The 14880-nt window shown below is 72.4% G+C and carries 12 protein-coding genes and 2 pseudogenes; 4 read left to right on the top strand and 10 right to left on the bottom strand.

What is annotated here, in order from left to right:
• The first annotated feature begins 68 nt into the window (after window positions 1-68).
• Window positions 69-3215, top strand: coding sequence for a LamG-like jellyroll fold domain-containing protein (locus tag ABZX11_RS44555; protein ID WP_354924757.1), 3147 nt, complete (start codon window positions 69-71; stop codon window positions 3213-3215).
• Window positions 3216-3279: 64 nt separating this feature from the next.
• Here ABZX11_RS44555 and ABZX11_RS44550 read toward each other — a convergent pair whose 3' ends face one another.
• The 3 genes from ABZX11_RS44550 to ABZX11_RS44540 all read right to left on the bottom strand — a co-directional run bounded on the left by ABZX11_RS44550 (window position 3280) and on the right by ABZX11_RS44540 (window position 6858).
• Window positions 3280-4521 (bottom strand): cytochrome P450, encoded by a 1242-nt coding sequence (locus ABZX11_RS44550; RefSeq protein WP_354924755.1) that lies wholly within the window; start codon window positions 4519-4521, stop codon window positions 3280-3282.
• Between the two features lie 158 nt (window positions 4522-4679).
• The gene (locus ABZX11_RS44545) at window positions 4680-5621 is read right to left on the bottom strand and encodes a cytochrome P450 (RefSeq protein WP_354924753.1); all 942 of its coding nucleotides are present in this window, start codon (window positions 5619-5621) and stop codon (window positions 4680-4682) included.
• A 346-nt stretch (window positions 5622-5967) separates the two neighbouring features.
• A complete protein-coding gene (locus tag ABZX11_RS44540) occupies window positions 5968-6858 on the bottom strand; it encodes an NAD(P)H-binding protein (protein WP_354924751.1) in 891 nt (296 codons plus the stop codon).
• A gap of 69 nt (window positions 6859-6927) precedes the next feature.
• On the opposite strand from ABZX11_RS44540, the gene ABZX11_RS44535 reads away from it, so the two are divergent.
• Complete coding sequence (locus ABZX11_RS44535) at window positions 6928-7548, top strand: TetR/AcrR family transcriptional regulator (protein ID WP_354924749.1); 621 nt, start codon at window positions 6928-6930, stop codon at window positions 7546-7548.
• 73 nt (window positions 7549-7621) lie between these two features.
• Window positions 7622-8767: a DICT sensory domain-containing protein gene (locus ABZX11_RS44530; protein WP_176170400.1), complete on the top strand. Its 1146-nt coding sequence runs from the start codon at window positions 7622-7624 to the stop codon at window positions 8765-8767.
• 160 nt (window positions 8768-8927) lie between these two features.
• On the opposite strand, the gene ABZX11_RS44525 is transcribed toward ABZX11_RS44530, so the two are convergent.
• From ABZX11_RS44525 to ABZX11_RS44505, 5 genes are all read right to left on the bottom strand, one after another.
• Complete coding sequence (locus ABZX11_RS44525; RefSeq protein WP_354924747.1) at window positions 8928-10622, bottom strand: alpha/beta fold hydrolase; 1695 nt, start codon at window positions 10620-10622, stop codon at window positions 8928-8930.
• A 62-nt stretch (window positions 10623-10684) separates the two neighbouring features.
• Complete coding sequence (locus ABZX11_RS44520; protein WP_176170402.1) at window positions 10685-11176, bottom strand: RDD family protein; 492 nt, start codon at window positions 11174-11176, stop codon at window positions 10685-10687.
• A gap of 43 nt (window positions 11177-11219) precedes the next feature.
• Entirely contained in the window at window positions 11220-11870 is a 651-nt protein-coding gene (locus tag ABZX11_RS44515) for a response regulator transcription factor (protein WP_176170403.1), read from the bottom strand.
• On the bottom strand, window positions 11870-13054 hold the full coding sequence (locus tag ABZX11_RS44510) for a histidine kinase (RefSeq protein WP_354924744.1): 1185 nt from the start codon (window positions 13052-13054) through the stop codon (window positions 11870-11872). Before ABZX11_RS44510 ends, ABZX11_RS44515 begins: the two co-directional genes overlap by 1 nt.
• 25 nt (window positions 13055-13079) lie before the next feature.
• Window positions 13080-13526: a hypothetical protein gene (locus tag ABZX11_RS44505; protein WP_176170404.1), complete on the bottom strand. Its 447-nt coding sequence runs from the start codon at window positions 13524-13526 to the stop codon at window positions 13080-13082.
• A 189-nt stretch (window positions 13527-13715) separates the two neighbouring features.
• On the opposite strand from ABZX11_RS44505, the pseudogene ABZX11_RS44500 reads away from it, so the two are divergent.
• A pseudogene (locus tag ABZX11_RS44500) lies at window positions 13716-13817 on the top strand (ABC transporter permease); the annotation flags it as partial.
• Here the strand turns inward: ABZX11_RS44500 and ABZX11_RS44495 are convergent.
• Together ABZX11_RS44495 and ABZX11_RS44490 are read right to left on the bottom strand one after the other, a co-directional pair.
• Window positions 13814-14723, bottom strand: a pseudogene (locus ABZX11_RS44495) (IS5 family transposase). The pseudogenes ABZX11_RS44500 and ABZX11_RS44495 overlap by 4 nt on opposite strands.
• Window positions 14724-14820: 97 nt before the next feature.
• The coding region (locus tag ABZX11_RS44490) for a M15 family metallopeptidase (RefSeq protein ID WP_354924792.1) at window positions 14821-14880 on the bottom strand (60 nt) is incomplete at its 5' end.

The following is a 14880-nucleotide window of genomic DNA, read 5'->3' as shown; positions in this document are numbered from 1 at the left end:
TCCGATGTGTCTGATTGGATCCCCCGAGAATCATTTTACAACGTTGTAAAAACGAAGGGTCCCCGCCCATGAGAAGAGCCGCTTCCGTACTCGTCGCGCTCCTGGTGGCGCTCGGCGTGACGTCCGGTGTGGCGTCCGGCGCGCCGCCCGCGGGGGGCGCCGAGCCCGTGCACGGCCTGAAAGCCGAGTACTTCACCACGTCCGCCCCCGGCGCGCACGACTTCGCGAACCTGGCCGGGACCGCGCTCGACTCGGAAATCGACCACGCGGACCTGACCTCGGTCTTCGGCCTGGTCGCCGGGCGCACGGAGGACACCACCGCCCGGTGGAGCGGGCAGCTCGCCGTGCCGCAGAGCGGCGACTACACCTTCTACGCCATCGGTGACAACGGGTTCCGGCTGTTCCTCGACGGCACACCGGTGATCGACCACTGGGTCGGCGACTGGGACAAGGAGCAGACCAGCGCCCCGGTCACGCTGACCGCCGGCCGGCAGTACGACTTCAAGCTCGAGATGTTCCAGGACACCGGTGGCGCGAACATGTTCCTGCGCTGGTCGAGCGCCGCCATCGCGAAGCAGATCGTGCCGCTGTCGGCGTTCACGCCGCCCACCGGCTTCCAGGTCGTGCCGCGCACCGCCGAGGTGTCCCGGGACGGGCTGACGCTCGCCACCGGCTTCGACGGCCGGGTCTCGGGGACGAGCGACCTGAAGGACCACCTCCGCATCGAGGTCGACGCGACGCCGATGCCCGTCTCCTCGATCGCGGCCGGCCGCGATCGGGCCACCATCCGGCTGGCCGAACGGGTCCTGAAGGGCCAGCGGGTCACCCTCTACTACGACGGTGCCGGCGCGCTCGCGGTCAACGGCACGAAGATCGGCAAGTCCGGGCGCACGGTCTCGAACGCCTCCGCCGAACGGCTCCGGACGCCGTGGGGCGAGCACGTCGACACCCGCAACCCGCTGCCGGAGTACCCGCGGCCGCAGCTCGAACGCGACAAGTGGCTCAACCTCAACGGCCCGTGGGAGTTCTCGGCGGCCAAGGAGGGCCAGCAGCCGGCGTTCGGCAGGAAGCTGCCCGAGAAGGTCGTCGTGCCTTACCCGATCGAGTCGCAGCTCTCCGGGCTCGAACGGCACGAGGACCACATGTTCTACCGCCGCACGGTCACCGTCCCGCGCGACTGGAAGATCGGCGGCGGCCAGCGCCTCAAGCTCAACTTCGGCGCGGTCGACTACCAGGCCAAGGTCTGGGTGAACGGCAAGCCCGTCGCCGAGCACACCGGCGGCTACACGGCCTTCGGCGCCGACATCACCGACGCCCTCGAGCGCGGTGCCGAGCAGGAGATCGTCGTCGCCGTCACCGACACGACCGGCCCGTACCAGCCCAAGGGCAAGCAGTCCCCCAACCCCGGTGGCATCTTCTACACGCCGTCGTCGGGCATCTGGCAGACCGTGTGGCTGGAACCGGTGGCGGACAAGGGCATCGACGAGATCAAGACGACTCCCGACCTCACCACCAGTTCGCTGGCGGTCAACGTCAAGTCCGCCGGCAACGCCGTCGCCACCGTGGTCGCCAAGGACGCTCGCGGCCGCCAGGTCGGCACGGTCAGCGGGCCGGCGAACGCCGATCTCAAGCTGCCCGTGCCGAACGCGCACCTGTGGACGCCGGACGACCCGTACCTGTACCAGCTGGAGATCAAGCTGGGCGGCGACCGGGTCAAGAGCTACTTCGGCATGCGGTCCACCGGCATCACGAACGTCGGCGGCACGCCGAAGCTGACGCTCAACGGCAAGCCGTTCTTCTCCCTGATGCAGCTGGACCAGGGCTTCTACCCGGACGGCCTGAACACCGCGCCGAGCGACGACGCCCTCGTCTTCGACCTGAAGGCGCAGAAGGACCTCGGCTTCAACGCCGTCCGCAAGCACATCAAGGTCGAGCCGGCCCGCTGGTACTACCACGCGGACCAGCTCGGGCTGCTGGTGTGGCAGGACTTCGTGTCCGTCGAGGACGGCAACAACCCGGCCGCGCAGCAGGCCTGGCTGAGCCAGGGCCTGGAAGAGATGCACCAGCTGCAGAACAACCCGTCCGTCTACGCCTGGGTCGTGTTCAACGAGGGCTGGGGCGAGTGGGACCGGGCCGCGACCGGCCGGATCACCGAGCAGGTCAAGGCGGCCGACCCGAGCCGGATCGTCAACGCCCACAGCGGGGTGAACTGCTGTGCCTCCAAGGGTGACTCGGGTGCGGGCGACGTCATCGACCACCACGACTACAACAACACCGACCCGGCCCGCTCGGACGGCAGGCGGGTCGCGGTGGACGGCGAGCACGGCGGCTTCACGCTGCGCACGCCGGGCCACCAGTGGCCGGGTGCGCCGATCGCGATCTACAGCGGCGTGGCGGACAAGGCGGCGCTGACGGCGAAGTACGTCGACAACACCCGCACGTTCTACCTCGGACAGGCCAGGGCCGAGCTGTCGGCTTCGGTCTACACGCAGGTCACCGACCTCGAGGGCGAGCTCAACGGGCTCTGGACCTACGACCGCAAGCGCATCAAGGTCGACCCGGGTCCCGTCCGCGAGATCAACCGGCGGGTCATCGAAGCCGGTGCCGACGCGGGCAAGCCCTATCCGTACGCGGGCCAGGGTGCGTGGCACTTCGACGAGCGCGGCGGAACCACCGCGAAGGACTCGAGCGGCGGCCGCAACCCGCTGACGCTCACCCCGACCGGGGCGGCGTTCAAGGACGGCGCGCTGCAGTTCTCCGACGGCTCCGCCGACACCTACGGCCCGGTCGTCGACACGACCGGTGACTACACCGTGTCCGCGAAGGTGCGGCTCGACGAGCTGCCCGGCAACTACGCGACCGCGGTGAGCCAGGACGGCCGGGACCGCGAAAACCCCTTCTACCTGCAGTACGGGCAGGGTGCGTTCGCGTTCAGCACGCCGGGCGGCAACCGGGCCCGGTACGAGGTCGTGCCGGAGATCGGCCGCTGGTACCAGGTCACCGGGGTGCGGGCCGGCAGCGAGATCCGGCTCTACGTGGACGGGGTGAAGGTCGCGACGGCCCCGGCCGGACCGGCGCTGCCGAGCACCGGCGCGTTCACGGTCGGGCGCGCCAAGTACGACGGCCGCAACGTCGACTTCTGGCACGGCGCGGTCGACGACGTCGTCGTGGCCGGCAAGGCGCTGTCGGACGCGGAGGTGGCTCAGCTCCCCTGATCCCGCCGCACCGGGGGCACCGGCCGGAACCGCTCCGGCCGGTGCCCCGCGACGGGCCGTTCCCTCAATCGTCGGGGGTGGCCGTCCGCCGGTCCCGGGTGGTCACCCGGCCGTCGAAGCCGAGCGGCCGCGGGACGGGGCCGATCTCCACGCTCGGCGTCGCCGCCTCCGGCAGCTCGATCCGGTAGGTGGTGCACAGCAGCCGGCACAGCAGCACGAGCTGGCACAGGCCGAGCCCGGCGCCCACGCACGCGGTCGGCGCCCACCCGAAGGGCACGTAGTGCCGGCCGCCTGCCGGGCCGTGGGGTGCGCCGGGCAGCCAGCGGTCGGGGTCGAACACCTCCGGGTCGCGCCAGTGCCGCGGGTCCTGGTGCACCATCGCCGGGCTGAGCACGAACTGCCTGCCGACGTCGAGGTCGTGCCCCGCCACCTTGATCGGGGTGCGCACGCTGCGGGTCAGCATCGTCGGGGACGTCCAGCGGCGCAGCACTTCCTTGACGAACCGGTGCGCCACCGGCGCGCACCGGGTGCCGGAGCGGTACAGCTCGGCGGTGCTCACCGAGGCGAACTCGGCGGCGAGGCGGTCCGCCCAGTCCGGCCGGGTGACCAGTTCGTACAGCACGCAGCCCGCGGCCGCGCCCGGCGGGCCGACGATGGCGGTCAGCACGGCGGTGACGGCGTCGACCGCCCGGTCCATGCCCAGCTCGCCGAGCAGCCCGGTGGCGATCGGCTGCGTCAGGTCCGCCCGTGCCGCGCCGGGGTCACGGGCGCGGCGGCGCAGTTCGCGGCGGACCACCAGCCCGGCCCGGACCTGGATCGACACCGGCCGCCACGACCGCCACCACGGCGGCTCCTCCTCGGCCTCCCCCAGCAGCCTGGCGAGTTTCGCGATCGCGTCCTCGCTGATCATCGCGCGGTCCGCCGGGGAAAGGCCGTCGAGCACGATCGGGAGCAGGGAACGGAAACTGACCTCGTGCGCGAGCCACGGCAGGTTGAGCAGGACGCCGGTCCGCGCGCCCAGCAGCGCGTCCATCCGGGCGTCCAGCGCCGCCAGGCCGGCTGCACCGGAGAGCGTGCGCAGCTGCGCCAGCCAGGCCGCCCGCACGCGCTTCCAGGACACCGGGGTGCTCGGACGGCGCAGCAGCAGGTCGCGCAGGCGGTCGGGCAGGGTGAGGTCGGCGTAGTTGTCGGCGTTGGCCTGCTCCGCGGCATCGGCGTCGAACACCATGAGCAGCCCGGCCCGCCAGAACACCCCGCCCGCGGCCGCACTCGGCCCGCGCAGGTCGCGCAGCACATCCCGGTTCATCGGCACTCCGGTCGGCGTGGGCGGGGAGCGGGCCGGACGCGGCCCGCTCCCGGCCGGTCGGTCAGATGTGGTGGTACACGTACCAGCGGTACTGGCGGTCGGATCTGCGGATGTTCAGCGCGGACAGTGCGGCGCGGAAGATCTTCGACACGGTGGGCTCACCTCCCCTCTGACCGGGAAACCGGGTCCAGCCGCAGGTGGAACCGCGGAGGCGCGAGCGCCGCCGAGACCTGGGGCCGGGGCGAGGGAGCGGCGACTTCGAGCCGGTGGGCCGCGGTGATCAGCCCGACCAGCGTCTCGGTGACCTGGGTCGCGACACCGGCACCGGTGCAGGCGTGCGGTCCCCAGCCGAACGGGATGAACGCCTCCTGCCCCGCACCCGAGGCCCACCGCTCCGGCCGGAACTCGTCCGGTTCGCTCCAGTACGCGGGCTCCCGGTGCACGAGGTAGCTGCAGACGACGACCTCGTCCGCCGGCTTCGCGGTGACCGCGGCGAGCCGGTGCTCGCGGCTGGGTGTGCGGCCGAACTGCCACGCCACCGGCCAGAGCCGCAGCGCTTCGCGCACCACCCAGGCGGGGTGCACCGGCCCGGTGCCCGCGGTGCCGGCGAGGTAGAGCGACCAGCCGAGCAGGAACCCGACCGAACCGGCGACCGCGAACAGGCAGGAGAGGAACACCTCGGCGAGGTCGGCGTCCCGGGTGCGCCCGGTGGCCGCGTGCGCGACGACGTCCAGCAGGTCGGCGGGCTCGACGGCGGGCCGGGCCCGCCGGGCCGCGAGTTCGGCGCACAGCACCCGGGCGACCCTCCCGCGGAACCGGTGGCGAGCGAGCCGGGAGTGGCGCTCGCGCGCCCCGGCCAGCACCGCGCGTTCGACGACCTGGTCCACCGTCTCGCGCAGGGCGGCCGACGGGGCGGTCCCGATCAGCGCCGGGCGGAAGTGTTCGTACACGAGCCGGTTGCCGGCGTCCGGCCAGCCGCTCCCGGACGCCAGGCCGGCGACGAGCGCGGGGAGCTCGCCGGCGTGGTCGCGGGCGTACCGCCGCAGCAGCGCACGGGCCGCCCGCCCGATTTCGACCTGCGCCGACCGCGGCGCGAACATTCCCGTCCGGATGCGGAAGAAATCGGAATGCTCCCGGAAAAGCCCTTCTCCGTTCGCCAGAATCGCTTTTGCGAGAACCGGGTCGGAAACGTAGATCTCGCCACCGCGCCCGGTGAACACGGCTCCGTGCGCACGCCGGAGTTTTTCCAGCGTGGCAAGCGGATCAGCATCCGGACCGAGCGCTGCCATGCACAGTCACCTCGAAGAAATCCAGCGGGGAGGCAGTCAGCTAACCGCCACCGCGAAGAGACTGTCAATACTCCGTCGCGGTGCCGCCGAATACCCGTCCGGCATTCGGTTGCGGTTATTTTCGACCGAACGGCGTCAGCCCCCGCGAGTCGTCCGCTCAGGAACGCGGACCCGCCTCGGCCAGCGCAGGCTCGAGGGTCTCTTCGGCGAACTCGCGGAAGGTGGTGGGCGTGGTGTTCCCGGCGGTGCGCGCCGTGCCGTGGTTGATGCCGCGCTCGGCGGCGACGTCCATGTCCACCACGGACCGGGCCATCGCCTCCGAGAAGCCGCGGTCGACGAGGAAGCGGCGGACGGCGGCGCGGTCCCCGCGCTCGTACCGGATCGGCACCCCGGCGACCTCGGTCAGGATCCGCGCGATGTCCGAGTAGGACAGGTCGTCCCCGCCGAGGACCTCGACCGGCTCCTGCCCGGTCCAGCTCCGGTCGAGCAGCAGCCCGGCCGCGAGCGCGGCGATGTCCTTCGTCGCGATCCAGGGCATCGTGAACCCGGCGGGGAGCGTGCCGGAGACGACCCCCGCCCGGATCGTGGCCGCCTGCCGCAGGATGTTGTCCATGAAGGTGGGCAGCGCGAGCGCGCGCACGTGCGCGCCGGTGCTGCGGAAGAGGTCCTCCATCGCGTGCGACGCCGAGATGTGGCCCGCGTAGATCTGCGATCCCCGTCCGAGCGCGGAAACGACCACGACCCGCGGCACCCCGTGGCGCACGACGGCGTCGGCGCCGGGGATCGAAGCGGTCACGTAGGCCTCGTAGGGGCTGCTCGCGGTCGCGGCGGCCGGCATGAGCCAGAACAGGGCGTCGGCGCCGTCGAGGGCGCGGTCGAGGACGGCGCGGTCCCGGTGCGACCCGGCGACGACCTCGGCTCGCTCCCGCACGCCGGCGGGCAGCTTGCCCGGGTCCCGGGCGACGAGGCGCACCGGTTCCCCCCGCTCGAGCAGCGCGGGCACGAGCTTGCTGCCGATCTGCCCGGTGGGGGCGGTCACGACGATCATGGATGATGACTCCGTTCGCAGGGACGCGTAAGTAAACTACACTGTACCGTATACTTTGAGGTGGACGCCATGGCCCGACGCGGCGAAGCGCTGCGCGAGCACATCCTCGACACGGCGAAGGTCGCCTTCCTGGAAACCGGCTTCGAGCGGACTTCCATGGACGCGATCGCGGCCCGCGCGGAAACCTCGAAGCGGTCCCTGTACGCGCACTTCCCGACCAAGGACGCCTTGTTCGTCGCGGTCGTCGAACGCGTCCGCACCCTCTTCGGCGAGCGCATGGGCGCGCCCGCCGACTACGCCGAGCAGCCGGCGGAGGCGATCGTCCGGTACTGCGGGCGGTTCGCCCAGCTGCTGCGGTGGTCGTCGGTGGCCAGGATGCTCCGCCTCGGCATCGCCGAAGCCGACCGGCTCCCGGACCTGGCGGCGGGCCTGTACGACGTCCTCTTCGGCACCACCGCCCGCGACCTCGCGGCGCACCTGGAAAGCACTTCGGGGCTCACCCCCGCCGAGGCCGAAGCGGCGGCGACCGAGCTGATCGGCCTCGTCGTCCACCCGGCGCTGCCGCGCCTGCTGTTCGGCGTCGACCCCCTCGCCGAGGAGCTGCCGAAGGAAGACAGCCTGCCGGCCGACGTCGACCTCGACCGGATCCGGCGCCTGTGCCGCGTGGTGCTGCCGGAGGTCTCAGGTTAACGCCATCGTGTGACTATCGGTGAGCGGAGCTCGCGACTACGTTCGGAACTCCCCTCCCCAGAAGGCGATCACGATGCCCGACGCACATTCGCGTGCCGGTGTGCTCTCCAAGCGCGCCTTGGTGACGGCGTCCCACGCGGTGGAGCGTGCGGCCCTCGCCGACGGCACGGGCGAAGACACGGTCGTGTTCGCCCTGTTCCAGCGGTTGCCCTACTTCGAACGCGAACGCGAGGTCTACTCGCGGATCGCGCGCCGGGCCGCGGTCACGGTCGTCGGCATGGTCGACTCCGGGCGGCCCGATCTGCCGCACGGTGTCACGCCCGTGCTGCTGCGGCCCGACGAACCCATGGCGCGGGAGTGGTCGGTCGCCGTGCTGTCGCCGACGTTCGGTGCTTCCGTCGTCGCGCAGGACCTCGACGAGGTCGACCCGCAGGCGGCCACCGTCGAGCGCGCGCGGCTGTTCCACGGTCGCTGGGGCCTGCGTCGCGACGAGGCGTACGCCGAGGTCGTCCGGCTCCGCGACGCGATGGGCGACCGGCTGCCCCCGGCGGTGCGGCGAAGGGTCGACGAAGTGCTGGCCTCGGTCGAGACCCCGGCGGCGGTCGACGTCGAAAGCCGGGCCGAGGCGGCGTTGCGGCACGTGGCGGTCAAGCTGGACGAGGCCCGCGACCGCGCGCTCCCGCCGCCGGCCACCGGCCCCGCCGTCGATCCGGAGACCGGGCTCGACACCCCCGCCGGGATGGCCCCGTGGCTCGGCGACGCCACCGACACCGTGCCACTGGGACTGGTGCTGGTCGCGGTCGACGACCTCGCCGCGGTCGAACGCCGGCACGGCCCGCGGGTCCGCATGCACACCGAGCAGAACATCGCCGACCTCCTCCGCGAAGGCCTGCGCCCGCTCGACCGCGCGGTCCGGCTCGGCCCGCGGGAGTTCCTCGTGGTCCAACCCGCGGTGCCGGCGGCCGACCTCACCGAGCGCAGCCGCCGCCTGGAGCGCCGGCTGGCGGCCCTGCACACGACCTACCCGTTCGTGGAACTCCACCCGCGCACCACGACGTTGCTGACCCGCCGCCGCCCGCTGCCGCTGCAGAGGCTGCGCGCCCAGCTGCGCGAAGTCCCCGAGGTGGCGCTGTGGCCACCGAGCCAGGGGTCGCTGCCGCTCCCGCCGAAACCACGTCCCGTGCCGATGCGATCGGGCGCGGGCCACTGGTTCCGCTGAGGTCCCTCCGACAGCCTCGAAGCCGAGAACGCGACAGCGACCGGCCGGCACCGTCGCGAAGATGACCGGCTTCGCGTTCCGTGCCGCGGAGACCGCCGTGATCCTCTTCCGTGAGGACGAGGGCGCCGGCGAGCACGGCCAGGAAGGTGCGCTGTTCCTGTCAACGCCCGCCGTTGAGCTCGCCGATGCTGTGCCGCACCGCGGTGCGCAACGCCGGATCACCGGCGGCGGCGCTGACCGTCGCGCTGTGGCTGCCGGTGACCGGGCCGGCGACCGGGAAGACGCGGTCCTCGCCCGGCAGCGGGACGCCCGGGCAAGTGGCCGAGCCCGGCCGGGAGTTCGCGACCAGGAAGACGTTGACCATGCCGTCGACGCACGGGTTGCCGCCCAGGGCGTACTGGCCGTGGAAGGCCGCGTCGTCGACCGAAACCAGCGGGACCCCGGCCGCGCGGACCGCCGAACGTGCCTGCTCGTACCCGGTTTGCGGGTCGAACTCGCCCTGGACCACCAGCACGTTCCCGGCGACCTCGGGCGGCAGCCCGGCCAGGGTCTGCCGCGGGCGGTCGGACCAGAACCCGCACGGCTCGGTCAGGCCGTAGGCCCAGCCGAAGATCGGGTACCGCGGGCCCTGCCGGTCGGACAGGCGCCGGTACCAGGCGGCGGTCCTGGTCGGCTGGTCGCCGCACGCCACCGCGTAGCGCGTCCCGGAAACCTTGCGGTAGTCCGGTTCCGCCGCCGCCAGCCCGGCGGCGACGTCGGCGCCGGTCAGCTGGGCCAGCCGCTTGCGGAACACGGCCGTCGACTCCGTGTCCAGCAGCCCGGCGAGCGCCGCCGGGGCCTGGGCCGGCTCGCCGTCCAGCTCCCCCGCCCCGGCGACGAGCACGGCGGCCACCAGGATCCAGCGGATCTCGTTGCCGTTGCCGACGAACAGGGCGTCGAACTGGTCCGGTGCGACACCGAGCCCGGCGTAGAACCCGCGCAGCCGCTCGATCTTCTGCTTCACCTCGGCCGGCGACGCACCCAGCTGACCGGGGAACTGCCGGGCCAGCCACGGTACGAAGACCTCGTCGGTCTGCCGCTGGCCGATCTGCGGGAACGCCTCGAACGCGGCCTGGAGCCGGCCTTCGAAGTCGACGCTGGAGTCGAGCACCACCTTGCCCGCGTGCGAGGGGAACAGCGACGCGTACTTGGCGCCGAGCCAGGTTCCGTAGGAATAGCCGAGATAATTGAGCTTTTCGTCGCCGAGCAGCGTCCGGATCAGGTCCATGTCGTGCGCGGTCTGCCACGTCGTGACGAACGGCGCGACCGCGTCGCTCTGGCACGCCTCGGCGATCGCCCGCGGCGTCTTCCGGTGCTCGGCGATGCTCGCCGCCGAGCGGTCACGCGCGTCGAGCGGGCCCTGCGGCAGCCGTCCCACCGGGACCTGGCAGGCGAACCCGGTGTCCGCGGTCCCTTCGTGCCCGGTGCCGCGGGGGTCCATGCCGATGAAGTCGTACCGCTCGTTCACGCTCGGCTCGAGACCCGCCAGCGCACCCGCGAGGGAGCTGCCCTGCCCGCCGGGACCGCCCGGGTTCACCAGCAGCGCGCCGAGGCGTTCGCCCGTCGCCGCGACGCGGCTGACGGACACGCTCAGGTCCACCCCGGACTCCGGGTCCGCCCAGTCCCGCGGCACGGTGATCACCGCGCATTCGGCCGGTTTCGCCCCGGTGGCAACGGGAAACGGGCACGCTCCCCAGACCACCTGCTGGCCGGTGTAGCGGTCCGGGGTGGCCGCGGCGGCCGTTCCCGCGGGAACCGACGGCACCGCGAGCAGCACGGCGGTCACCAGAAACCGGCTCGCTGTCTTCTTTTTCACGTGACGCCCCTCGTCCGGGTGAATGATCACCCGGAGTATGGCGCGCATTCCCGGCGCCGGGATCAACCAAAAGTACGAGGAGCGGCCCGCACCACGAGGGTCCGCGCCACCAGGTCGCCGATCCGCTGCCGCCGCCGGGTCACCACGATGCTGACCACGGCCACCAGCCCGAACAGCAAGCCGTCGACCGTCATCAGCAGCCACCGGAAGACGTAGGCGCGTGTCTTCGGCGGCCCGCCGCGCAGGGTGTCCACGCGCAGCCCCATGACCAGCATGCCCGGCGTGACCCCGCCGCGGCGCACCGGGATCCAGATCTGGATCACCGCGTCACAGGCGTAGTTCACCGCGAAGAACGTGATCGCCGGGCCCCACAGGATCGTTTTCGGCGGCACCCATCCCCACTGCAGCAGGGGAATGACGACGAGGCCGGCCGCGAGCGCGGCGAACACCCCCACGCCGGTGGCGAGCGCCTGGTCCAGCACCGCCTGCACCACCCGGCGTCCCGCCATCCGCAGCCGCTCCGGCCCTTCTCGCCGCCCGGCCGGGGTGGTCACCGCGCTGACCGCACACTCGGCGAGTCTCGCACACCCGTCAAGATCACCCCAGCAACCCGCGCTGCCACGCCCAGACGGCGATCTCCGTGCGGTTCCGGAGTTCGAGCTTGCGCTGCACGCTCGCCAGGTGCGTCTTGACCGTCGAAAGGGAGACGCGCAGGTCGTCGGCGATCTCCGCGTTGGTCCGGCCGCGGGCGACCGCGAGCACCACATCGGACTCGCGCTCGGTCAGCAGGCCCGGTGTGCCCTGCGCGCGCCGCCGCGCCTTTTCGGTGAACCGGGCGAGCAGGCGCACGGTCACCGACGGCGAAACCATCGCCTCCCCGCCGGCCGCGGCGCGGACCGCGTCGACCAGCAGCTGCGGACCGGCGTCCTTGAGCAGGAACCCGCTGGCGCCACCGAGAAGGGCGGCGTAGACGTTCTCGTCCGCGTCGTAGGTCGTCACCACCACCACGCGCAGCGGGTGGGCGACGCCCGGCCCGGCCAGCAGCTCGGTGGCCCGCAGACCGTCCACTTTGGGCATTCTGATGTCCATCAGCGTGACGTCCGGCCGCAGCTGCCGCGCCAGCCGGACCGCGGCCTCGCCGTCGGCGGCTTCGGCGATCACTTCGATGTCCGGCGCGGCGTCCAGCACCAGCCGGAACCCGGTGCGCACCAGCACCTGGTCGTCGGCGACGAGCACCCGGATGGTCATCAGAGCCCCCTCGGCAAGGCGTCGAAGGGCGCGTCCTCGCCGCCGAGCGGGAGCCGCGCCACGACCGTCCAGCGCGCCCCCGGTCCCGGCCCCGCGGTCAGGCTGCCGCCGAGCATCTCCAGCCGCTCGGTCATGCCGATGATCCCGAACCCGCCCGGCGTGGCACGGGAGTTCGCGGCAACGCCGTCGTTGCTCACCTCGAGGACCAGGTCGTCGGCCTCGACGCGGACGGAGACGACCACCTCGGTCGCGTCCGGCGCGTGCCGCCGGGCGTTGGTCAGCGCTTCGGTCACGACGCGGTGGACGGTGGTGGCCACCTGGGACGGCACCGGCAGCTGGTCCAGTTCCTCGGCGACGGCCACCCGGGCGTCGGACCCGGCGGCCGCGCGCACCGAATCGCCGAGCAGGGCACCGGACAGCGGAGGCACGTCCCGGGTCTCCCGCAGCATCCCGACCAGCCGGCGTGCGGCGGCCAGTGCCGCGCCGCCGGCTTCCTCGATCTCGCGGTAGACCGCCGCGTGTCCGCCGACGTCCGCGTTCGCTTCGGCGATCGCCCGCGCGGCCTGCACGCGGACGACGATCCCGCTGACGTGGTGGGACACCAGGTCGTGCAGTTCCCTGGCCAGCTGCAGGCGTTCCTGGCTGCGGACCCGGTCCAGCGCGTCGCGCTGCCTGCCGTCCGCCGCGCGCAGGATCAGCCCGACCCCGAGGCAGGCACCCCAGTACGCCGCGGCGGCCACGGCCAGCAGCGTCTCCGGTTCGCCGCCGCCGTAGCGCAGCAGCGGCGCGGCGATCATCACCGCGCCGAGGACCGGCGCCAGCGCGGCCGCGTGCTTCGGCTCGAGCTTGCGGCCGGCCGCGGCCGTGAGCAGCCCGGCGGCCACGATCTCGGCGAACGGCGGCTGGCGCTGCGGGTGCGCGGTGACCGCGACGACCGTGCTGATCGCCGACAGCGCGGCGACGACGCTCCCCAGCACGCCGACGTGGCGGGGGAAGCGCCGCCGCAGCACGGCCAGCACCGGGATCGCCGTCCCGGTGGAAGCCAGCACCCCGGTCAGCGGCGCGGCCCAGCCACCGCCCCCGCCGGGCACCTCCAGCACCAGCACCACGTCGGCGACGATCGCCGCGGCCAGCACCGCGAGCTCGGCGCCGAGCATGCCGCGCCGCACCCCCGCTCTGCGCATGGCCGTCATGATCCCGCGTCCCGGATCAGCCCGCGCGCCGGACCCGGGCGAAGTACCGGTTGGACGGCGGCAGGTAGCTGAGCACGGTCGCGACGACGGCCACCCCGCAGCTCAGGTAGCCCGCCCACGAAGGGTCGGTGGCGAGCAGCGAACCGGCCTGCAGCAGGGTGAAGACGGTCAGCGTGACGCGGGCCCAGTTGCGGCCGGCCTTGAGCCTGAACGACAGCCAGAGGTAGACCAGCGCGATGACCACGGCGATGGCGGCCGGGACGACCTGGGCGAGCACGGTGAGCCGGTCGAGCCGCTCCGGCGTCAGCGTGGGGTTCGTCCGGCGCAGGGTCGCCGCGATTTCGTCGCGCGCGCTCAGGATGAGCAGCCCGCCGGCGATCGCCGAGACCGTGGACACCAGGAAGCCGAAGAAGGCGGCGATGATCGTGCTGGGCGGGTTGTCCCGCACTGTTTCGGTAGTCATACCGGGGAAGTTAGGACTCGCTGCGCGAGCGCACCCGCTGGAGCGAGCTCGTCTCGTACTTTCGGCCGAGGCCGCGGTTCAGGCTCCGGACGACCGCCCGTACGCGGCCATGAACATGTCCAGCAGGAGCGCGCCGCGATGCAGGAGCACGCGCAGGAGGTCAAGACCGCGACGCGACGCGCGTCCCGGGCGGCGGTGGTCCTGGCGCTCGTGTGCGACGGCCTGTTCGCCCTGATCACCCGGCTGGCGACGCCCCGCGGCCTGGCATTGCAGAACGCCCGCCGCGACTAGGGAGTGTCTGACAATGCTTTGGTCCAAGTGATCGCGGCGTGCAGGACGACCGCAGATCGGTAGACGATGGCCATCTTGTCGTAGCGAGTGGCCAAGCCGCGCCATTGTTTGAGCAGGTTGAACTGTCGTTCGACCACGTTGCGGCCGCGGTAGTCGACCGCATCGAAGGCAGGTGGGCGGCCGCCGCGGGAACCGCGGCGTTTGCGGTGCCCGGCCTGATCGGCCGGCTCCGGGATCACTGCGACGATGCCGCGGGCGCGCAGATGCCCGCGAATCGCCCTCGAGGAATAGGCCTTATCGCCGCGAACCCGATCGGGCCGGGTGCGGGCCCGACCACGCCCGGCCCGGCGGATGCGCAGATGCCGCATCAGATGCGGGAACATCGGCGCGTCCCCGGCCTGACCAGGACCGACCAGAGCCACCAGTGGCCGGCCGTGCCCGTCGACGAGATGATGCACCTTGGTGCTCCAGCCGCCGCGGGAACGGCCGATCGCGTGGTCAGGCGGCTCGGTCAGCAGATCCGTGTAGTTCGACCCAGCCCCCTGTGGGACGGGTGATGTTGGTGGCGTGCTGATGCGCCCGGGCGATCGTGGAATCCACCGACACCGACCAGTCGACCAAACCGGCCGCATCTGCGGTGGCGAGCAGGCGTTGCAGCACGGTGTCCCAGGTGCCGTCACCGGCCATCCGGCGATGCCAGGTCCAGATCGTCTGCCACGGTCCGAACACCGCCGGAACATCCCGCCACGCGATTCCGCATCGATACCGGTAAATGATCCCTTCGACCATCGCGCGTGCATCCGAGAAGGGTCTGCCTCGCTTACCGGTCCGGACCGGTAGCAGATCCTCGATCAACGCCCACTGATCGTCTGAGAGCAACTGAAACCGCGACACGACCAGCAGCATCCCAGCAACCCACCGAGATATTTGTCAGACACGCCCTAGGTCCGGGACCGCGCGGCGGCGGCCCCGGACGTCCATCCCCAGTGCTTTCCGGCTCGGGTCAGGGCTTCTCGAAGTGCTGGTAGTCGATCGGGGTGTCCCAGGAGCCGCCCCAGGTCCA

The sequence above is a fragment of the Amycolatopsis sp. NPDC004169 genome, from assembly GCF_040610315.1.
Classification (GTDB): Bacteria; Actinomycetota; Actinomycetes; order Mycobacteriales; family Pseudonocardiaceae; genus Amycolatopsis.
Note: the sequence above shows the minus strand (reverse complement) of the source record. Positions and strands in the feature narration are given on the sequence as shown.